At 58.6% G+C, this 20,631-nt stretch carries 20 protein-coding genes; 7 read left to right on the forward strand and 13 right to left on the reverse strand.

Annotated features, from left to right (window positions below; all coding sequences use genetic code 11):
* Nucleotides 1-91 precede the first annotated feature (91 nt).
* The 4 genes from metH to HUO14_RS00985 all read right to left on the reverse strand — a co-directional run bounded on the left by metH (nucleotide 92) and on the right by HUO14_RS00985 (nucleotide 5,813).
* Nucleotides 92-2,707: a methionine synthase gene (gene metH, locus HUO14_RS00970; protein ID WP_176278024.1), complete on the reverse strand. Its 2,616-nt coding sequence runs from the start codon at nucleotides 2,705-2,707 to the stop codon at nucleotides 92-94.
* 87 nt (nucleotides 2,708-2,794) lie between these two features.
* Nucleotides 2,795-3,844, reverse strand: coding sequence for a homocysteine S-methyltransferase family protein (locus HUO14_RS00975; RefSeq protein ID WP_176278025.1), 1,050 nt, complete (start codon nucleotides 3,842-3,844; stop codon nucleotides 2,795-2,797).
* Nucleotides 3,841-4,797, reverse strand: a complete 957-nt coding sequence (gene metF, locus HUO14_RS00980) for a methylenetetrahydrofolate reductase (protein WP_246255119.1) — start codon at nucleotides 4,795-4,797, stop codon at nucleotides 3,841-3,843. Before metF ends, HUO14_RS00975 begins: the two co-directional genes overlap by 4 nt.
* Nucleotides 4,794-5,813 carry an ArsR/SmtB family transcription factor gene (locus HUO14_RS00985; RefSeq protein WP_176278709.1) on the reverse strand — a complete coding sequence of 340 codons (1,020 nt, stop codon included), beginning with the start codon at nucleotides 5,811-5,813 and terminating at the stop codon, nucleotides 4,794-4,796. Before HUO14_RS00985 ends, metF begins: the two co-directional genes overlap by 4 nt.
* Before the next feature lie 233 nt (nucleotides 5,814-6,046).
* Here HUO14_RS00985 and HUO14_RS00990 point away from each other — a divergent pair, with 233 nt between their 5' ends.
* Both HUO14_RS00990 and HUO14_RS00995 read left to right on the forward strand, forming a co-directional pair.
* On the forward strand, nucleotides 6,047-6,316 hold the full coding sequence (locus HUO14_RS00990) for a circumsporozoite protein (RefSeq protein ID WP_176278026.1): 270 nt from the start codon (nucleotides 6,047-6,049) through the stop codon (nucleotides 6,314-6,316).
* Nucleotides 6,317-6,405: 89 nt separating this feature from the next.
* On the forward strand, nucleotides 6,406-6,600 hold the full coding sequence (locus HUO14_RS00995; RefSeq protein ID WP_176278027.1) for a hypothetical protein: 195 nt from the start codon (nucleotides 6,406-6,408) through the stop codon (nucleotides 6,598-6,600).
* A 3-nt stretch (nucleotides 6,601-6,603) separates the two neighbouring features.
* Here HUO14_RS00995 and HUO14_RS01000 read toward each other — a convergent pair whose 3' ends face one another.
* Entirely contained in the window at nucleotides 6,604-7,692 is a 1,089-nt protein-coding gene (locus HUO14_RS01000) for a serine hydrolase (RefSeq protein WP_176278028.1), read from the reverse strand.
* A 158-nt stretch (nucleotides 7,693-7,850) separates the two neighbouring features.
* Nucleotides 7,851-9,062, reverse strand: a complete 1,212-nt coding sequence (locus tag HUO14_RS01005) for a phospholipase D-like domain-containing protein (RefSeq protein WP_176278029.1) — start codon at nucleotides 9,060-9,062, stop codon at nucleotides 7,851-7,853.
* 160 nt (nucleotides 9,063-9,222) lie between these two features.
* Between HUO14_RS01005 and rpoZ the strand changes: the two genes are divergently transcribed.
* Nucleotides 9,223-9,570 (forward strand): DNA-directed RNA polymerase subunit omega, encoded by a 348-nt coding sequence (rpoZ, locus tag HUO14_RS01010; RefSeq protein WP_176278030.1) that lies wholly within the window; start codon nucleotides 9,223-9,225, stop codon nucleotides 9,568-9,570.
* Between the two features lie 128 nt (nucleotides 9,571-9,698).
* Here the strand turns inward: rpoZ and ftsH are convergent, their stop codons facing one another.
* The 6 genes from ftsH to HUO14_RS16455 all read right to left on the reverse strand — a co-directional run bounded on the left by ftsH (nucleotide 9,699) and on the right by HUO14_RS16455 (nucleotide 17,411).
* Nucleotides 9,699-11,651: an ATP-dependent zinc metalloprotease FtsH gene (ftsH, locus tag HUO14_RS01015; RefSeq protein WP_176278031.1), complete on the reverse strand. Its 1,953-nt coding sequence runs from the start codon at nucleotides 11,649-11,651 to the stop codon at nucleotides 9,699-9,701.
* Nucleotides 11,652-11,818: 167 nt separating this feature from the next.
* A complete protein-coding gene (tilS, locus tag HUO14_RS01020; RefSeq protein ID WP_176278032.1) occupies nucleotides 11,819-12,772 on the reverse strand; it encodes a tRNA lysidine(34) synthetase TilS in 954 nt (317 codons plus the stop codon).
* A 3-nt stretch (nucleotides 12,773-12,775) separates the two neighbouring features.
* Nucleotides 12,776-13,639 (reverse strand): tetratricopeptide repeat protein, encoded by an 864-nt coding sequence (locus HUO14_RS01025; protein ID WP_176278033.1) that lies wholly within the window; start codon nucleotides 13,637-13,639, stop codon nucleotides 12,776-12,778.
* 133 nt (nucleotides 13,640-13,772) lie between these two features.
* On the reverse strand, nucleotides 13,773-14,603 hold the full coding sequence (locus HUO14_RS01030) for a RodZ domain-containing protein (protein ID WP_176278034.1): 831 nt from the start codon (nucleotides 14,601-14,603) through the stop codon (nucleotides 13,773-13,775).
* Between the two features lie 173 nt (nucleotides 14,604-14,776).
* Complete coding sequence (ptsP, locus tag HUO14_RS01035; protein ID WP_176278035.1) at nucleotides 14,777-17,059, reverse strand: phosphoenolpyruvate--protein phosphotransferase; 2,283 nt, start codon at nucleotides 17,057-17,059, stop codon at nucleotides 14,777-14,779.
* Between the two features lie 103 nt (nucleotides 17,060-17,162).
* Nucleotides 17,163-17,411: a YdcH family protein gene (locus tag HUO14_RS16455; protein ID WP_335645984.1), complete on the reverse strand. Its 249-nt coding sequence runs from the start codon at nucleotides 17,409-17,411 to the stop codon at nucleotides 17,163-17,165.
* 103 nt (nucleotides 17,412-17,514) lie between these two features.
* Between HUO14_RS16455 and HUO14_RS01045 the strand changes: the two genes are divergently transcribed.
* Both HUO14_RS01045 and HUO14_RS01050 read left to right on the forward strand, forming a co-directional pair.
* Nucleotides 17,515-17,712 (forward strand): YdcH family protein, encoded by a 198-nt coding sequence (locus HUO14_RS01045; protein ID WP_176278711.1) that lies wholly within the window; start codon nucleotides 17,515-17,517, stop codon nucleotides 17,710-17,712.
* A 158-nt stretch (nucleotides 17,713-17,870) separates the two neighbouring features.
* A complete protein-coding gene (locus tag HUO14_RS01050; protein WP_176278036.1) occupies nucleotides 17,871-18,326 on the forward strand; it encodes a DUF1465 family protein in 456 nt (151 codons plus the stop codon).
* 15 nt (nucleotides 18,327-18,341) lie between these two features.
* On the opposite strand, the gene HUO14_RS01055 is transcribed toward HUO14_RS01050, so the two are convergent.
* On the reverse strand, nucleotides 18,342-19,442 hold the full coding sequence (locus HUO14_RS01055; RefSeq protein WP_176278037.1) for an alkene reductase: 1,101 nt from the start codon (nucleotides 19,440-19,442) through the stop codon (nucleotides 18,342-18,344).
* A 130-nt stretch (nucleotides 19,443-19,572) separates the two neighbouring features.
* Between HUO14_RS01055 and HUO14_RS01060 the strand changes: the two genes are divergently transcribed.
* Both HUO14_RS01060 and HUO14_RS01065 read left to right on the forward strand, forming a co-directional pair.
* Complete coding sequence (locus tag HUO14_RS01060; protein ID WP_176278038.1) at nucleotides 19,573-20,238, forward strand: COQ9 family protein; 666 nt, start codon at nucleotides 19,573-19,575, stop codon at nucleotides 20,236-20,238.
* A gap of 120 nt (nucleotides 20,239-20,358) precedes the next feature.
* Nucleotides 20,359-20,628, forward strand: coding sequence for a FeoA family protein (locus HUO14_RS01065; protein WP_176278039.1), 270 nt, complete (start codon nucleotides 20,359-20,361; stop codon nucleotides 20,626-20,628).
* Nucleotides 20,629-20,631: the final 3 nt, after the last annotated feature.

The following is a 20,631-nucleotide window of genomic DNA, read 5'->3' on the forward strand; positions in this document are numbered from 1 at the left end:
GCCAGCCGCGATATCAAACAATATCAATACTTGGCCTGTCCCAGATGAATTCAGGCTGAGCGAGAGAAGTTAAACGGTTAATTCAGTCCGTCTATTCGTTCAGATTTGGGCGCAGCCATTGCCGTGCCTGATCGATCGAGGCATCGCGCCGGTTGGCATAATCCTCCACCTGATCCTCGCCGATCCGCGCGACCCCGAAATAATCGGCCTGCGGATGGGCGAAATAGAAACCCGACACCGCGGCCGTTGGCGTCATGGCAAAACCGCTGGTCAGCTCGATGCCGGTGTTGGCCGTAGCGTCCAGCATGTCGAACAGGATCGGCTTGAGACTATGGTCGGGGCAGGCCGGATAGCCGGGGGCAGGGCGGATGCCTTGATATTTTTCGCGGATCAGATCCTGATTGTTCAAATTCTCGTCGGCAGCATAGCCCCAGAGATCCTTGCGGACATGTTCGTGCATGCGTTCGGCAAAGGCTTCGGCAAAACGGTCGGCAAGCGCTTTTAAGAGAATGCTGTTATAGTCATCCTTGTCCATCTCGAACCGCTGGACATGTTCCTCGATGCCGTGGCCGGCGGTGACGGCGAAGCCGCCGATCCAGTCGTCCTCGGTATCGATGAAGTCGGCCAGACAATTATTCGCCTTGCCGCCGCGCTTGACCACCTGCTGCCGCAGCATCGGCAAGCTATATTCTGCGTTGTCCGGCGAAACGAGAATATCATCATTCTCCCGTCGCGCCCGCCACAGTCCGGCCACACCTTTAGCTGTCAGCCATTTTTCCTCGATGATCTGGTCGAGCATTGCCTGCGCATCGCGGAACAGGTCGGTCGCGCTCTCGCCGACAATCTTGTCGGTCAATATGGCTGGATAATTGCCGGCCAGTTCCCACGCCCGGAAAAACGGTGTCCAGTCGATATAGTCGCGTAGCTCGGCAAGGTCCCAGTCCTCATAGACGTGCAATCCCGGCTTGGCCGGAGCCGGAGCCTTAAGGCTCATGTCGACCACGGCGGAATTGGCGCGCGCCTCTTCCAGCGACGCCAGCTTTTTCCCGGTCTTGCCAGCGCGGGCGATCCGGACCTGCTCGTAATCCTCCCGGGTTTTGGCGATAAAGCCTTCCGCCTGGGTGTCGCTGACCAGTTGCGACGCGACGCCGACAGCGCGGCTCGCATCGAGCACATAGATGGTCGGGCCGCTATAGGCGGGTTCGATGCGCAGCGCGGTATGGGTTTTGGACGTGGTCGCGCCGCCGATCAGCAGCGGCATGGTCATTTTCGCCCGCTCCATTTCTTCCGCCACGGTCACCATCTCGTCGAGCGACGGGGTGATCAGCCCGGACAGACCGATAATATCCGCGTCATTTTCATTCGCGGCCTTCAATATGTCGGTCCAGGCGACCATCACGCCGAGATCAATGACTTCAAAGCCGTTGCACTGCAGCACCACGCCGACGATATTCTTGCCGATATCGTGCACATCTCCCTTGACCGTGGCCATGATGATCTTGCCCTTGCCCTTGGCATTTTCGTCCTTCTCGGCCTCGATATAGGGGAAGAGATGGGCGACCGCTTTCTTCATCACGCGGGCGGATTTCACCACCTGCGGCAGGAACATCTTGCCCGACCCGAACAGGTCGCCGACGACGTTCATGCCGTCCATCAGCGGGCCCTCGATCACCTCGATCGGACGGCCTTCGCGTGCCTTGACGGCCAGACGCATTTCCTCGGTATCTTCGATGATATGCGCGTCGATGCCCTTGACGAGCGCATGTTCGAGCCGCTTGTGCACTTCATAGCCGCGCCATTCCGCTGCAGCCTTTTCCGCCACTTCATCTGTGCCGCGGAATTTCTCGGCCAGCGTGATCAGCCGGTCGGTCGCATCGTCGCGGCGGTCGAATATGACATCCTCGCAAAGCTCGCGCAGTTCCGGGTCGATATCGTCATAAATATCCAGCTGGCCGGCGTTGACGATCGCCATGTCCATGCCCGCAGGAATTGCGTGATAGAGAAAGACGCTGTGCATTGCCTTGCGCACCGGCTCGTTGCCGCGGAAGCTGAACGACAGATTAGACAGACCGCCGGAGATATGGACATGCGGGCAGCGTTTCCTGATTTCGCGGGTGGCCTCGATGAAATCGATGCCATAGCGGCGATGCTCGTCAATGCCAGTGGCAATGGCAAAGACATTGGGGTCGAAGATAATATCTTCCGGCGGAAAACATATCCCGGTCAGCAGCTTGTAGGCGCGTTCGCAAATCTCGACCTTGCGGTCTTTGGTGTCCGCCTGTCCGGTCTCATCAAAGGCCATGACCACGACGGCGGCGCCATAAGCCATGCATTTGCGCGCGTGGCTCAGGAATTCTTCCTCGCCTTCCTTCATCGAGATGCTGTTGACGATCGGCTTGCCGGAGACGCATTTCAGGCCTGCCTCGATCACCGACCATTTGCTGCTGTCGATCATCACCGGCACCCGCGCGATATCGGGCTCGGCGGAAATCAGCTTGAGAAAGGTGGTCATCGCGTGATGTGCGTCGAGCAGGCCTTCGTCCATGTTGATATCGATCACCTGTGCGCCATTCTCGACCTGCTGGCGGGCGACCTCGACCGCGGCTTCGTAATCGTCGTTGAGGATCAGCTTCTTGAAGCGGGCAGAGCCGGTAACATTGGTGCGTTCGCCGATATTGACGAAATTGGTGGAAGAGGGTTGGTTCATAATTCGTGATGTCATCCGTTGGTCTCGCCCGAAGCCGGGAAGCAATTAACAGTCTGTTCGGTCCGCTGCGCTGCGGGTGCCGGGCGTCTATGCCGCCATGTTGAACGGTTCCAGCCCAGACAGGCGGGTGTGGACGGATATGCTCGGTATCTTGCGCGGTTCCTGATCGGCCACGGCCCTGGCAATCGCAGCAATATGCTCCGGCGTCGTGCCACAGCAGCCACCGACGATATTGACCAGACCATCTTTCAGCCAGTCACCGATCAATTCTGCCGTTTCTTGCGGCATTTCGTCATATTCGCCGAGATCATTGGGCAGACCGGCATTGGGGTAGGCCATGATCAGCGTATCCGCCTCTTTCGACAGCATCGCCAGATGCGGGCGGAGCTGGTCGGCGCCGAAGGAACAGTTGAGACCGATGGTCAGCGGTTTCAGATGCCGCACCGCGTGCCAGAAGGCCTCGACCGTATGGCCAGACAGATTGCGGCCTGACAGGTCGGTCAGCGTCATCGATATCATCAGCGGCACGTCCCGCCCGCTTGCCTCTACCGCTTCCATCGCCGCCATCCCGGCGCATTTGGCGTTGAGCGTGTCGAATATGGTTTCGATCAGCAGAAAGTCGACCCCGCCTTCGAGCAGGGCATCGCATTGCGCGCGGTAGACGCCCTTGAGAAAATCATAGTCAATCTCGCGAAAGCCGGGATCGTTGACGTCGGGTGACAGCGACAAGGTCTTGTTGGTCGGACCGATTGATCCGGCGACAAAGCGGGGGCGTCCATCCCTGGCTTCTGCCTTGTCGCAAGCCGCCCGCGCAATTTCTGCCGATTTCACATTCAGTTCGCGAACAAGATGCTCGCAGCCATAATCGGCCTGGCTGATCTCGGTCGAGCTGAACGTATTGGTTTCGACAATATCGGCGCCCGCTTCGAGATAGGCCGTGTGAATGGCTTCGATAATATCCGGACGGGTCAGGCTGAGCAGGTCGTTATTGCCCTTCTGGTCATCGGTCAGGTCCAGACTGCCGCGATAATCCTCTTCGCCAAGCCGGTAATTCTGGATCGCGGTGCCATAGCCGCCATCAAATACGAGGATGCGTTCCGCAGCCAGTTTCTGCAATTGTTCGCGTGCGCTGGTCATGCTGCTTTCTCCTGTCGACCGCCACCGGGACGCTTGCCGAGCAAATGGCAAATGGCATAGCTCAGCTCGGCCCGGTTGAGCGTGTAAAAATGAAACTGGCGAACGCCACCGGCATATAACTTGCGGCACAATTCCGCTGCCACCGTGGCGGCGATCAATTGCCGCGCCGAAGGATGGTCATCCAGACCCTCGAACAGGTCATTCATCCACGGCGGAATTTCGGCGCCGCACATGCCTGCAAATTTGCGGGTCTGGGCGACGTTGGAAACCGGCAGAATGCCGGGCACCAGCTCGGCGTCGATACCGGCTGCGGCCGCAGCATCGCGAAAGCGGAAGAAGGCCTCTGCGGTAAAGAAGAACTGCGTGATCGCCCGGCTTGCTCCGGCATCCAGCTTGCGTTTGAGATTGTCGAGGTCGGCTTGCGGGCAGTCGGCTTCCGGATGGGTCTCCGGATAGGCGGCGACCGATATTTCGAACGGGGCGATGTCGGTCAGACCCTTTACCAGTTCCGCGGCGCTGGCATATCCTTGCGGATGGGGCTCAAAAGTCTGTCCTTCCGCAGGTGGATCGCCGCGCAATGCCACAATGTGCCGGACGCCGGCTTCCCAATAAGCTCTGGCGACTTCCGCAATCTCGTCCTTGCTAGCGTCGACGCAGGTCAGATGTGCCGCAGCCGGGATATTGGTTTCCTTGGCAATTCGCGCCACCGTCGCATGGGTGCGTTCGCGGGTGGTTCCACCGGCCCCGTAAGTTACGGAAACGAAGCGTGGGTTGAGCGGCTCGAGCGTGACCACGCTGTCCCACAGGGTCTTTTCCATCTTTTCCGATTTGGGCGGGAAAAATTCAAAGGAGACATCGGCATCTCCGCTCAATCCGGCAAAGAGCGGAACATCAAGCGCCCGTTTGGCCTCTTCCAGCTCGCTGAGGGCCATCGGCCGGGTCGGGTTGCTCATGATGCTGCTCTTTTCAGATTTGTGTTTTGGGAGATCAATGGGTCGGAATCGGGGTGCAGGCTGGTGATCGCCGGTTTTCTCGCCACCCATATTTTTACCGTTAGTTCGCCGCCGTCCAGCGTCCGGGTCTGCACCAGCTCCAGCTTGGATGCGGTAAGCCAGCGCTTCATGCTGTCGTCGCTGAAGCCGAGGCGCGCGTGGGCATGTTCGGTGCGCAGATCTTCCCGGTCGTGAGCGGCAAAATCGGCGATGAGCACGATCCCGTTGGATTTCAGCACACGGGATACTTCCGCCAGTACCGCCTCCGGATGCTGTGCATAATGCAACACCTGATGCAGAATGACGCTATCGACCGCGCAATTGGCGACCGGCAGCTGGTTGAAATCGCCTTGCTTCAGATCGGTCTTCTGCACCAGCTTCAATCCGTCACCGGCTTCGCTCTCGAGCAGCTTCGCCCGCGCCAGCCGCAGCATCTCGGGACTTTTGTCGAGGGCTATGACCGATTGGGCCGCCGGTCCGAACAATTCCACCATTCGCCCGGTTCCGGTCCCGATATCCAGCATCTTGCCAAGTTGCGCATCCCGCATCAGGGCGATCATCGCACGCTCGACTTCGGCTTCGGGCAGGTGCAGCGACCGGATCGCGTCCCATTCTTCGGCATGCGCTGCGAAATAGCGCTCGGCCATCTCGGCACGTGCCTTGCGGACCGATGACAGTTGCGCCTGGTCCTGCATCGCCTGCTCCGACTTCGCGATCTTGTCGGATCGGAAAATGCGTCCCAATATTTCCAGTTCGGACGCCGGTCCCGGTTTCAGGAAAACCCAGCTTCCTTCCTTGCGCCGCTCTGCCAGTCCGGCTTCATCCAATATCCTGATATGGCGTGATATCCGGGGCTGGCTTTGATCCAGAATCTGTGCGAGTTCGCCGACTGCCAGTTCCATTTTCTGCAATAACAGCACGATTCGCAACCGCGTCGGGTCGGCAAGTGCTCTAAAAATGTTCAAAATATGATCCATCGTGGACAGGTATATAAAGAAATCTTTATATCTGGTCAATCGGCTAGATTTTCTGGGTTTCGGATTTGTTTGAGACCCGCATTCCCGTCAAAATTCCCGGTCATCATATTGTCACAAACGTTCTTCGTTGCGTTCGCACTGCCATATCGCTACACACACGCCCCGTAGGTCAATGGAGGAAACAACTTCAGGTCCTGCTTGGTTTTTTGAGGAATATAAAAAGGTTTACCCCAATGAAAAAAGTTACAACATCATTCGTTTTGGCCGCTGCACTTGGCCTGGCTGCTTGCTCTGGCGCAGACAATGCTGAAACCGGCACCGAAGAAGTCGTAGAAGGCACGGAAGCAACTGCTGAAGAAGCTGCTGACGATGCAATGGATGCCGCTGAAGGCGCAGCCGACGCCATGGGCGATGCTGCTGCTGAAGCAACTGCAGAAGTTGATGCCGCTGCTGACGCTGCTGTTGCAGAAGTAGAAGCTGCTGCAGACAAAGCTGCTGAATAAGCTTTTCGGATTTTTAAGAAAAAGGGCTGCCTCCGGGTGGCCCTTTTTTTTGTCTTTGGTTCGGTCCGGATTGGCTTTATGAGGAGCGCATGAGAAGCTTCCTATCTGCCTTGATTCTGACCGGACTGGTCGCCTGCGGTCCCGCGCAAAATGATCCCGGTCCCGGCGGTGTAACCGTCGGCGAGGCCAAGGCGCTGGATGAAGCGGCAGAAATGCTCGACGAGCGCAACCTGCCACCGGAGTCGATCGAAAACCCGGAAACGCTCCCCGCCGCGACCGATTAGTCGCTAGCCGGGATGGTAGCGGGCGACGGCTCTGGTCACCGACTGCATCAGACGCATACGTTCGGGGATTGAGGCGGTCGTGTCGCCCAGCATCACAACCACGGCATAGCGCGTGCCATCCGGCGCGGTCATGATACCGATATCATTATAACCGGTTGAGACCGCACCCAGCACCTGTCCGGTCCCGGTCTTGTGCAGAAACTCCCAGTCCGAGGGGACCCCGGCCTTCAGGCGGTTCGGTCCGCTCCGCGTGCGGCTCAATATCGATTGCAGCAACCGCGTCGAATTTTCCGACAGCAGTTCGCCACGCGCGAGCTTGTCCAGCGCGCGCGCAATCGCTTGCGGGCTGGCACCGTCAACCGGGTCGGCGAGATAGGCTTCGAGCGCCTGGCGTCGCCGCTCGACCGGTACATTGGCGCGGGCCGTGTAGAATGTCCGCCGATAGGAGAGGTTCTGTTTCCACTCCACGCCGGCGATGCCGCTCTGCAGCAGCCGTTCACCCGGACCGAAGCGTATTTTTCCAAGATCATGTTTGGCAAAGAATTTGCGGACGGCGTCGGGACCGCCTGCGTGGTTGAGCAGAGCGTCGTTCGCGGTATTGTCGCTGCTTGCGAGCGCCTTGTCGAGCAGCGTATAGACGGTCTTCACCACGGCGCCTTCGCGCTCGACCTCAGCCGCCATCGGCTGGTAGAATACAGTCAGATCCTCTTTGCCGATGCGGATCGGGTCCGACAGCGAGGCCTGGCCCTTGTCGATCTTGTCGAGCAAGGTCATCGCGACCCAGAGCTTGGAGACGCTCTGTTGCGGGAAATATTCGTCCATGCGATGCCCGAATTCCCATTCGCCATCGATCCGCTTGACCGCGATGCCGGTCTTGCCGGGAAAGCTGCGCCACAGGTCGGCGATTTCGCGGACCAGCGCCGGATTGGGGCGCTCCCGCGTGCTCCGGGTGATTGGAGTGTCGGCAGGGGCAGGATTTTGATATATTGGCGGCGTGCCCTTCTGCTGGACCACCGGCCGGTTTGACCCCGACGCACAGGCGGACAGGCTTATGGTCAGCAGCATTGCGAATATATACCGAAACTGGATCATATGCGGTCAATTCCCTGCTGTTGGATTTTCATAGGCCCTAATAACTAGGTGAACCGGTCTTAACAGGGGCATAACGGCGGATTGCGGTGAATGATTCTCCACCTGCGACAAAATGCTGAACCGCGCCCGGATTGCACTCGGCCCTGAAACAGGAAGCGCTATTTCTTGATACCGAAATTGAGTCGCCGGGTGACGCTGTAATCCAGCGTGTTGACGAAAAAATAGGATATTATCCAGCGCAAGCGATTGAGAAAGGACCGGCGCGATTTGTGCAGGTCCGGGGTGATCGCTTGCGAATCCTCGTGCAACGCGTCGATGACGCCGCTCGCGTGACGGGCAAAGCCGGCATCTTCGATCCGCAACATGATCTCGACATTGATGAACAGGCTGCGGAGGTCGAAATTCGCCGATCCGACGTAAACCGCATCATCGACGATCACCAGTTTCGTGTGAAGTCGTCGCGGCTGATATTCGAAAATGCGGGCATGGCGCTTCAACAGATAGCCATATAGCAGCCTGCTGGCCCCGATCGTCGCGGCATTGTCGGTTTCGCCCGGCAATATGATCCGGATTTTTCCTCCCCGTTTCGATATTTTCGCGATGCGGCGCAACAGGCCCTGTCCCGGTGAAAAATAGGCAGAGACCAGATCGAGCCTGCGGGCATTTTCCAGATCGTTCTTGATCGCTCGTGCCCAGCGGCTCAGGCGATTGCTCGGTCCGCCCAGCAGCCAGCGGAACTGGCCGTCGCCGGCTTCCCAGTCGCGGACCATTTTTTGCAGAGACCGGATATTGCCATTGTCCCGATAGACCCAGTCGGACAAAAGACGATAATAATTGGCCAGGTTCCGAACCTCGGGTCCCGCGATCTCCAGACCGAGATCCTCCCAGCTGTCGTCGGTCGAATCGCCGGTCTCATTCTGCCGATGGACGCTGAAATATTCGTCGGCGATGTTGAATCCGCCGATCAGGGCGCAACCGTCGTCGGCAATGATCATTTTCTGATGATTGCGGACAAAATAGCTCGACGAGAAATTCGGACTGAAGACCTTGAACTTGCCGCCGGCCTCGATCAGCGGCGCAAAAAACTTGCGCGGAGCGCCGTTGGAGCCGAAACTGTCGATCATCATCTCGACCTTCACGCCCCGGTCACAGGCCGCAACCAATATGTCGAGTATCTGCCTGCCGGTGCGGTCGTCTTCAAACATGTAGAAGAACAGTTTGAGGCTGTTCTGCGCGCTTTCGAGCAGGTCGATCAGTGCGGCGAGACGGACCGACGGGACGCGGACGAGCCGCAGCCGGTTGCCTCCGACTTCACACCATTGGGGTGGATCGGCATAGGATATCGGGTTATTTCCAGTGGGAATTTCCATGACCTCGAGGCATAGATTATCGCCGGTGCAGCGACAAACCATTAGATTGCAATTAGTTTGCCCGCCAATCTCTGAGCCGCACCAGTTTTGTTGACAAATCCCGCCCATTTCCCTAGATGCAGGCCTCTTTTCCACAATTTTGCAGAATCAGGAGCGGCTTATGGCTCGCGTTACCGTTGAAGATTGCGTCGATAAAGTAACAAACCGGTTTGATCTGGTGTTGTTTGCTGCCCAGCGCGCACGTGAGATTTCAGGCGGCGAAGAGCTGACTGTCGACCGCGATCGCGATAAAAACCCGGTTGTGGCGCTGCGCGAAATCGCCGAAGAAACCATCAAGCCGAAGGATCTGGAAGAAAGCCTGATCCAGTCGCTGCAGAAGGTTCTCATCGACGATGATGACACGCCGGATGAAATCGGTTCGATCAGCCAGTCGGCTGAAGCGCTTCGTCTGACCGCCGCCGCACCGCCACGCAGTGCCGGTGTTGCCGGAGACTATGGTCGCCGCTAAGCGATCCGCGTTACCGCGCGAGACTATTCCAGACAAAAGAATATTCCAGACAAAAGAAAAGGCCGCCGGAATATTCCGAGCGGCCTTTTCTTGTTCTGCTGCAGGAAGCGGGACCTGGTCCCGTTACCCTAGGCGCCTTGTGGTTTGGGGTCGCCAAACGGGCCCTTTTTCTTTCGTCCGGCTTTGGGGATGCTTCCGCCGACCGTCGGCACGGCGGCAGGTTTGACAACTTCCCCGTTCGGACGGGCCAGTTTGCCGGTCTTGACCAGTTCGTCGATATCGTCCCCAGACAGCGTCTCATATTCGAGCAAGGCATTGGCCAGCGCGTGCAACTGCTTCTCGTTCGTGGTCAGCACATGCTTGGCACGGTCGTAGCTGTCGTCGATCAGCTTGCGGATCTCGAGATCGATCTTCTTCGCGGTCTCGTCCGACATGTGGACGCGCTGGGATTGCGAATAGCCGAGGAAGGTTTCGCCCTGTTCCTCTTCATATTGCAATGGTCCCATCAGGTCCGACATGCCCCACTGGGTAACCATGTCGCGGGCCAGCTTGGTCGCGTACTGGATGTCGCCGGAAGCGCCGGATGACACCTTGTCATAGCCGAAGATGATTTCCTCGGCGACGCGTCCGCCCATCGATACCGCCAGATTGGCGTGCATCTTGTCGCGGTGGTAGCTGTAATTGTCGCGTTCCGGCAGGCGCATCACCATGCCCAGCGCACGACCGCGCGGGATGATCGTCGCCTTGTGGATCGGATCGGAAGCCGGCTCGTGCACGGAGACCAGAGCATGACCCGCTTCGTGATAGGCGGTCATCTTCTTCTCGTCTTCGGTCATCACCATCGACTTGCGCTCGGTGCCCATCATGACCTTGTCCTTGGCATCCTCGAACTCGCTCATCGCGACCATCCGCTTGCCACGGCGGGCAGCCATCAGGGCGGCCTCGTTGACCAGATTGGCCAGATCGGCGCCGGAGAAGCCGGGTGTTCCGCGTGCAATGGTGCGCGCGTCGACATCGGGTGCCAGCGGCACTTTCTTCATGTGGACAGCCAAAATCTTCTCGCGGCCTTCAATATCGGGACGCGGCACGACCACCTGACGGTCAAAGCGGCCCGGACGGAGCAGGGCAGGGTCGAGCACGTCGGGACGGTTGGTCGCGGCGATGATGATGATACCTTCATTGGCCTCGAAACCGTCCATTTCGACCAGCAGCTGGTTCAGCGTCTGTTCGCGTTCGTCATTGCCATTGCCGAGACCGGCGCCACGATGGCGACCAACCGCGTCGATTTCGTCGATGAAGACGATGCAAGGCGCGTTCTTCTTGGCCTGTTCGAACATGTCGCGGACACGGCTGGCGCCGACGCCGACAAACATTTCGACAAAATCGGAACCCGAGATCGAGAAGAACGGAACGCCTGCTTCGCCAGCGATAGCGCGGGCCAGCAGGGTTTTACCGGTACCGGGCGAACCGACCAGCAGCGCGCCTTTCGGTATCTGGCCGCCAAGCTTGGCAAAGCGACCGGGATTTTTCAGAAATTCGACAATCTCTTCCAGCTCTTCGCGCGCTTCATCAATGCCGGCAACATCCTGAAAAGTGACCTTGCCTTGCTTTTCCGTGAGAAGCTTGGCCTTTGACTTGCCAAAGCCCATGGCGCCCGAGCCGCTGCCTTTCTGCATCTGGCGCAGCACGAAAAAGGCGATGCCGATGATCAGCAGGAAGGGCAGGGACTGGACGAGAATGATCTGCCAGATGCTGGCCTGTTCCTGTGCCTTGCCGCTATATTCGACGCCCTTTTCATCCAGAAGGGTGACCAGCGACGGATCGCTGCCAACCGGGGTGGTAGAGAATGTGTCGCCATTGGTGAGTTCGCCGGTGATCTTGTCCGGGGCGATGGCAACGCTTTTGACGCTACCTTCTTCAACCTTGTTGCGGAACGAGGAATAGCTGATCGCCGATCCCGCGTCGCTGGAGGCGCCGGCACCGAACATCGATACGGTGAGCAGCAGCGCTACGATGACGCCAGCCCAGATGAACATGCTCTTCATCCACGGGTTTTCTTTCGGATCCTGTTCGTCATTCATTGCGCATCATGTCCTGTAATCGTTATGGCAGCGGATGATGGGTACCAAGCCGCAGCCTTGTCATTCCCCTAAAGATAGTCCTTTTACTGCGGATGACAATATGAACGGCAATGTTTTTCCCGATCAGAGTGATTGACCCGTCGCAGGACAATGGGGCCCCATCCGATTTAGCTGGTCCGCCGCCTGGGCGCGGTCTGGAAAGTCCAGCGCTCTCCGCCCCGGCACAGGACATTGCCCAGGGTGATGGTTTCGCCGCGTTCTAGCGCGGCGATCGTCTGGTCAATCTGCTGACCGCGAGGGGACAGTGCGGGTTCGCAGCTATGCAGGCAATGGAGCAGCAGACGCCGTTGAATCTCGTGCGGAAATGCGGTCTTGCCCAGCAAGCACCCGCTATCCGTCGGTTCGACATGGTCGCGGGCAAGCTGTTCGACCTGCCATTCGATCGCCTCGCGCGCGGCGCCCAATGCGCTCGCGCTCTGGCTGGCGAGACTTGTGTCAAAGCCTTCCAGGTCCTTTAGCGCGTTGCGCACCCGCACCCGGTCAAAACCCTGATCGCGATTGGAAGGATCGTCGACCGCGTCGATGCCCTGAGCGGCGACATAGGCTTCCAGTGCCGATTTCTGAAAATGGAGCAGGGGCCGGATGATATGGCCCCTTTTCTCCCGGATGCCCGACATCCCGTCGATACCGCTGCCGCGCAATATCCGCATGATCATGGTCTCCAGCTGGTCATCGGCGTGATGAGCGGTTGCCAGCCAGTGGATATCCTGGGTCTTCATCCAGTCGTGCAGGAGCCCGTAGCGCGCGCGTCGTGCGGCGCTCTGGATGCTGCCGCGGATCGGAACAACCGGCCGGAGGATGGCATGGGGAATGCCGCGCTCGCGACAAAGCGAAGCGACAAATTCGGCCTCTGCGGTGGACGCGGGGCGCAAGCCGTGATCGACGGTCGCTGCGGCAATGCGACCGGGAAAGGCCTCGGCGGACAGCAACAGCAAGGCGAGACTGTCGGGACCGCCCGAGACGGCCAGCCCCAATTTTTCGTCATTGGTCGTGAACGCGGGAACCAGCCGGAACAAAGCCTCCGCGAAATCCCTGTTCAGCGAGGCGATATCCTTGTCCATGAGCTACTTGCAGTTGGCGGCGGCCTTGCCCGATGTTATCCGGTCAGCAAGGCGACCACTGGCAACCTCGGGATAGACATCCTGCAATTCTGCCAATACCCGGCAGGCGTCGTCTTTCTTCTTCAGCTGTACCAGAGCGGTGCTCAGAAAATAGAGGCTGTCCGGCGCGCGTTCGCCGCGAGGCCTCTTCTGATAATTTTCGTACAAAGCGACCGATGCCAGGGCTGGCTTGCCGTCGTCGAGATAGGCGCGACCGAGCAGGTTCTGGGCGAAACTGGCCCGCCGATGGGTGGAGTGATCCTCTGCGGCTTTCTTCAGCTGGGCCTGGGCTTCGGGGTAGAATTTGGCCTCCCACAGGCGGTAGCCGTAAATATAGGAATCTTCGGCAGCATCGCCGGTCTCCGGCATGACGATCGCCGCAACGCCGACGACCCGCTCGGGATCTGGCGCAGCTTCTGGCGCCGCCTTGGGGGCCGAACCGGCGGCTGTAGCCGTGGAAGCGGTTGTGCTCTGCTCGGACTGCATGTCGGCAGCGGCCAGCTTGTCCTCGATTTTCTTCAGCCGAAATCCGTTTTGCTCGACCTGGCCGGTAAGATTGGCAAGACTGGCTTCCAGCGCGTCGACCCGCGCGATCAGATCGGTGACGGCCGACGTCGTGTTGGTCGTAATGGGCGATGCCGGGTCGCTGTCGCCGGTGATTTCGGGTTCGAAATAGCGGGTTGAGCCACCCTGGAAAACCTTGCGCTGAACCGCGCGCATCTCCTGTTCGAGCCGGTCCACGCGCTTGTCCGTATTCGCGCTCTGAGCCGACGCCGGCGTGCTGATCGCCAGGCTGGCGAGCAATAATGTAATACCGAATGTCTTCATCGAAGCCTCCGCTGAATATACCGTATATTAACCATATACCGTGCTAAAAAGTAAAGAATATTATCTCGCGCAGTTGCCTGAACCTGATCGCCCGACGCCCTGTTTCCGGTCCATGTGAGCCCCGATGAAAATCCTATTCCGCTGGAACGTCGTCCGCCGGATTGCTGGCTTCTCCCCGTGCAAGCAATGCTGCTGCGCTGACCCCGACATCCTTGATGGTCCGCTCGGCGGTGCCGAGCTGCGGGACTACCTGGCCGTCGATGGTGACGGTCAGTGCATCGGGGCGTCCGGTCAAAATCTGGGGTTCATTGGCATCGGCGGGAACCGTGAAAGTTTCACCGGCCGTCATCTGGTTTTCGAACAGGCGTTTGCCCTCGGCGTCATAAATCTTCATCCACACCGTCTCGGTTGCGGTCAGGACCACGGTTCCGTCGCTGGACGGCGTGGTGCCGCTGCTCTCGATGGTCTGTGGATCGCTGTTTGCCGGTCCGGCTTCGGCTGCCGTGCCGCTATCTGCAACTTCGGTTATCTCGCCCGGATTGAGAATCAATGTGCGCCAGACCAGATAGCCGACGAGTACGAATATTCCGATCCCGGCAGCGGTCCACGCCAGATAGCGCGGGGGAATGCTGGAGGGATTGGCCGGAGCATAGCCGCTCATTTCGGGTTGATAGGCCCCGTGACCCTGTTCTTCCATTTCCTCGCGCAACTGGGTGCCGATCGACGCGTCGCTCAGCCCGACCGATCTGGCGAAAGATTTGGCAAAACCGATCGTGTAGGTTCGTCCGGGAAGAGCACCAAAGTCGCCGCTTTCGAGCGCCGCGAGATGGCGCTGGGGAATTCTGGTTTTCTTGGCAATCTCTTCCAGCGACATATCTTTCTGCTCGCGCGCCTGACGCAATAATGCGCCGGTGCTTTGCAGATGCGGTTCGACATTCTCGTCGTCTTTGGTTTCTTCGGCCACTCATTACTCCCTTGGCCGGATCATCTTGCGACCCTTTTCGCACGCCCCCGGATATTCCTAGAAAAAAGCCAGTTTGGACGGCAAAAGTCAATGGCTATCATGGTCGGTGTATCGCATTTTACGATTTTCTACGATTTGGTCGCAGCTTTGGCGTCCAAACGTCTGATCGGCGATCAGCCCAGGTCGACCTGATGCTTGTTTGCCCATTGTTCCAGACATATTCTCGGTTCCGCCGGGGCTTCCTTCAATATGGTTTGTATCTCCTGCCTCGCTTGGCCGAGATCCAGGGAACGCACCATCGCCTTGATCGGGCCAACCGAAGCCGGCGTGATCGACAGGTTGCGAACGCCCAGCCCCAATAGCGCCAGAGCATCAAGAGGGCGCCCGCCCATTTCTCCGCACACGCCGAGCGATATCCCCAGCCGTTCGGCATCGCCGGACACGCGGTGGATGAATCGGAGGATTGCCGGACTCATCCAGTCAAACCGTTCGGCCAGTCTCGGATTGCTCCGGTCGGCGGCGAACAGGAACTGGGTCAGGTCATTGGTGCCGATCGACAGGAAGTCGAGCCGGTCTGCCATCAGATCGAGGCATTCGGCCAGCGCCGGAACCTCGAGCATCGCGCCATAGCGGATTTGCGACGGCAGCATCTTCTTCTGGCCGCGCAGATATTCGCGCTGGGTTTCGAATACCGCCTTTGCTTCATCAAATTCCCATGGTTCCGCAACCATCGGGAACATGACGTTCAGCTTCCGTCCCGCGGCTGCCTCGATCAGGGCCCGAGCTTGCACTTTCATCAGGGCATCGCGTTCAAGCCCGATGCGGATGGCGCGCCAGCCCATCGCCGGATTGTCTTCCTTGGACTGACTGGCCTGAAAATAGGGCAGGGGCTTGTCACCGCCGATATCGACGGTGCGGAATATCACCGGCTTGTCACCTGCGGCATCCAGCACATCGCGATAGAAACGGGTCTGGGCGGTTCGACCCGGCATGGTCGCCGCGACGAGAAACTGGAATTCGGTCCGGAACAGCCCGATGCCGTCGGCGCCGGTGAGATTGAGCAGCGCCAGATCATCCCGCAGGCCGGCGTTGATATTGACGGTGATCCGCACGCCATCCTTGGTCACCGCTTCCTTGTCGCGCAGTTCGGAATAGGCCGCGCGCTTTTTCTGGCTGAGCTCCAGCTGCGCCTCGAACGCCTCCTCAACCGATGGTCCGGGCCGGACGAACACGACATTGTCATCAACATTGAGCAACAGATGATCGTCCTCCCGGACCACTTGCCGGATATTCTTGACCTGTCCGAGGATCGGGATGCCCATCGCGCGGGCAATGATCGTGACATGAGCGGTCAGCGAGCCTTCCTCGAGAACCACACCCTTCAACTTGCGTCGGTCATATTCGAGCAATTCTGCCGGGCCGAGATTGCGGGCGATCAGGATCGTGTCCTCGCGCAAACCCATTTTGGCTGCGGTGCCCATCTGGCCGGATACGGTGCGCAACAGCCGGTTGGCGAGATCTTCGAGATCGTGCATCCGCTCGGCGAGCAGCGGATCGTCGATCTGCCGCATCCGCATCCGTGTATGCTGCTGCACCCTTTCGATTGCGGCTTCGGCGGTCAGGCCGCTGTCGATCGCTTCGTTGATCCGCCGGCTCCAGCCTTCGTCATAGGCGAACATCTTGTAGGTCTCGAGCACTTCCTCATGCTCGCCGCCGACCCCGAATTCCGCTTGACTGGTCATCTGGTCGATCTGGGCGCGCATCTTGTCGAATGCGGAATAGACGCGATGCCGTTCCGCCTCGGTATCTTCCGCCACCGTATGCTCGATTTTTACGCGCGGCTGATGAAAGACAGCGTGGCCGCTGGCCTTGCCCTTGACCAGTTGCAGGCCGCTGAGGCGATTGGCACCATTGTCGAGTGTCGCGGCTTCTCCCGCGATATTGTCATCGACGAAATCTGCGCTGCTGATCAGTTCCGACAATACCATCGCCGCGGTCTGAAACGCTTCGATCTCGACTTCGGAATAGCGGCGCGGTTCGACATGCTGGGCGCACAGGACGCCGATCGCCTGCTGGTTGCGGATGATCGGCACGCCGGCAAAGCTGTGAAATTTTTCCTCGCCGGTTTCCGGCCGGTACTGGAAATCCGGGTGGCTTGCCGCCTCGTCGAGATTCAGCGTCTCGACATTCTTGGCAATATAGCCGGTGAGGCCTTCGCCCATCGCCAATTTGGTCACGTGAACCGCTTCGGCGTTCAGGCCGCGGGTGGCGAACAGCTCCAATACGCCGTCCCGCCGCAAATAGATGGAACAGACTTCGCTGCTCACCGCCTCTGCGATCGTATCGACCACCTTGTTCAATTTTTTCTGGGCATTTCCGCGTGATGCCATGATCGCCCGCAACCCTGTCAGGATATTGCGAGCGGTCTTGGTACTGGCGGGATCGGTTGCGGGCATGACGTTCGCCTAGCAGAAAGGCCCGCGAAGCGCGATATCGAAAAGCGGCCTGTTGGTGAGAATGAATCCGGTCTGGCCACCAGGTTCGAACGATGTCAGGGAATCAGGCTGAATCCAGCAATTCTTCTTTCAGCCGAAGCTTCTCTTTTTTGAGACTGTGGATTCGAATCGTGTCGGGAAGCGGTCGTGTTTCTTCTTCATTGATCTTGCGGTCCAGTGCTTCGTGCTTGGTGCGCAATGCTGACATGTGATTCTTATCCATTAAGATCTCCTCAAAACTGTTGATTTTGAAATTGAAAGAGGACGAACGCTTCCTTTCATGCTGCAGCCGCCAAAATCTGCTGGCGGTCATGGTTGACGGTTTTATTGTCTTGGTTTCGACATGAACCGTCAATAGAAGCAAGATTGCAAAATTGTTGCAGTGGCGCAAGGGGTGAGATTGAACCATAATGGGTATGAGCGATGAAGAGTTGCAATTGCGGCTTGAACTGCTGAAAGTTGAACATCGCGATCTCGATGAAGCCATTGCCGCGCTGGTCGATGCCGGCAATCCGGATCAGCTCCGGGTAGCCCGTCTGAAGAAAAGAAAATTGCAATTGCGCGACCGGATCATTCTGCTCGAGAATCAGCTCATTCCCGACATCATAGCCTGATCCCGCGCAATTGCGCGGGATGGTGAATCGTTAACCATCGCTGTCCACCAGTTAATCCCCGTGACGTCTGCGTATCAGTTTGGAACAGGCCTATTCGCGTCGGTCTCGAGCCCGATTTAACCTGTCCAACATCGCGAATTTTCTGCTACTGGGCAAATATGGCAGATCGTCAATCACTCCTAACGCAGAAATTGCTGGACGCACTTTATACCGAAGCGATGGTGCTCGCGGACGAAGCGCGTTCCTATTTTGAATCGGGCCGCTTCAACGAAGAATGTGATGATGACGTCAATCTGGCCGTGTCCTTTTCCTGTGAGTCGCTGAAAGTGACCACGAGACTGATGCATTGCATCGCCTGGCTGCTAAACCAGAAAGCCTTGCACAGCGGCGAATTGACCGAAGGCGAAATGTGGAACCATGATCGCGCGCTCGGCTATGCGCCGGCGACCGACCAGCCGATGGCCGACCGCTTTCCGCAGGAAGCCCGCCAGATCATCATGGCCAGCGAGGAATTGTTCCAGCGCCTGCAACGTCTGTCGTCGCGGCTGCAGCGTGAAATGGAAGCTGAGTCGGCGGTCCAGGACATGTTCCGCCGACTGCAAAGCAGCTTCTGATCCGGGCTTGGCCGATCAGGCCGAAGCCGTCTCTTTTTCTTCCATTGCCGGATAATCGATATATCCTTCTGGCCCCTGGCTGTACCAGGTCGGGGTGAAGTCGATCGGGTTGAGATCGGCGCCTGCGCGGAAGCGTTCGGGCAGATCGGGGTTGGTCATGAACGTCCGGCCAAAGCTGATCGCATCGGCCTTGCCGTCGGCCAGAGCCGCTGTTGCATTGTCATAGAAATAGTCGCTGTTGAGCACCAGCGGGCCTTTGAAAACCGGCCGGATATCGGGGCTGACCGGCGGAATATCGGTATTGCCATAGGTGCCGTGGGCAGGCGGCTCGCGCAGTTCGAGAAAGGCGATGCCGATCTGGTCGAGCAATTTTGCCGCTGCGGTAAAGGTTTCCACCGGAGTCGCGTCATCGGCGCCCTGGGAATCGCCATTGGGGGACAGGCGCACGGCAACCCGGTCGCTGCCCCAGACGTCGACCAGCCGCTGGGTGACTTCGCCGAGCAGCCGGATACGGTTCTCGATCGGTCCGCCATATTCGTCGGTCCGCAAATTGGTGCCGGACCGGATGAACTGGTCAATCAGATATCCGTTGGCGGCGTGCAGCTGCACACCGTCAAATCCGGCCTTCTTGGCATTTTCTGCCGCCTTTTGATAATCGTCGAGCAGGCCCGGGATTTCCGATACTTCGAGCGGGCGGGCTTCTTCATAATCCCGTTTGCCCTGATAGGTGCGGACGCTGCCCGGCGCGGTCGTGGCGGAAGCCGAGACCGGCTTCTCGCCGCCGAGGAAATCGGGGTGGACGATCCGGCCCATGTGCCACAACTGGCAGATGATCTTGCCACCGGCCTTGTGGACCCGCTCGATGACCGGCTTCCACGCTTCGGTCTGCTCGTCGGTCCAGATGCCGGGCGCGAATGGCGTGCCGAGGCCTTGCTGGCTGATTCCGGTGGCTTCGGAGATGATCACGCCGGCGCCGGCGCGCTGGGCATAATATTCGCCCATGATCGGTGTCGGAACATGTTCCATGGTCGCGCGGCAGCGGGTCAGGGGGGCCATGAACATCCGGTTGGAGGATATAATGGCGCCGACGGTGATGGGATCGAATAATGTGGTCAAGATGGAATTCCCTGAAGCAAGAGGCATGAATTGTTAATCAGACAGTTAAGATGCACGTGGTTCAAATGCAATGGTTTGAAACCAAGCAATTTCTGTCTATATTGAAAGCTCTGATTTCAAAGGAACTGTCATGCCCGTATCGCTTCCCGAAGATCCGACCCTGGACGAGGTCCGGTCCTTCCTCGCTGGCGGGCTGGCCGCGCAGGCAGCATTTGACGGCTGGAACGAGACGGCAGTGCTGGCGGCAGCGGAACAGGCCGGGGTTGATCCTGATCTCGCAAGACTCGCGTTTAACGATGGTCCGGTCGACATGATCGATGCCTGGTTTCAGGCGATTGATGCGAAAATGGCAGCGAAATATAGCGCCGAAGAACTCGCAGGAATGAAAATACGGGAGCGGATCAAGGCGCTGGTCGAGGCGCGGCTGGAGGCGCTTGAATCCGATCGCGAAGGGTTGCGGCGGGCTCTGGCGATCCTGGCGGCTCCGCCCCATCTGCGCAAGGCCGCAAAAATGGGCTGGCGCGCGGCCGACAAGATGTGGCGGCTCGCCGGCGACACCGCGACCGACTATAACCATTATACCAAGCGCACCCTGTTGTCCGGCGTCTATGGCAGCACGATCAGCGTGTTTCTGGATGATGAAAGCGAGGGCTATTCCGAGACCCGCGCGTTTCTGGATCGCAGGATCGAAAATGTCATGCAGTTCGAAAAGGTCAAGGCCAGGGTCACCGGCCGGGGTGGTGACGGTTTCAGCATGGCGCGCTTTGTCGGGCGGCTGCGCTATCGCGGCGCGTGACAAAAGCCGGCTGGCCGGAATTTGCAGCGGCTCCTGCAGAGCGCAAAACCCAGAAAAAGACTCGCCAAGATAAATCAATAATGATAATCAGTCGCAATTAGTAAAATCGAGTTGCGATATATGTCAATAGCCACAACCCTGGACCAGCTGTCACTGAAGCAAAATGCTGAAATCGTGGCGATCGACTGGGCTGCCATCTCCGAAAGCGAAGGCCGTCGTCTGCGGGCGCTGGGCATCGATGAAGGCATCGCGGTCGAAAAACTCCACAAGGGAATGTTTGGCTTGAACGACCCGATTGCGCTGAAAGTCGGACGGATGATGATCGCGGTGCGCAAGTCGCATGCGCAGGCGATATCGGTTGCATTGATACCGGTAACGATCCCCGCCTGATCC

The organism is Parasphingorhabdus flavimaris, from assembly GCF_013371215.1.
In the GTDB taxonomy this organism is placed as follows: domain Bacteria; phylum Pseudomonadota; class Alphaproteobacteria; order Sphingomonadales; family Sphingomonadaceae; genus Parasphingorhabdus; species Parasphingorhabdus flavimaris.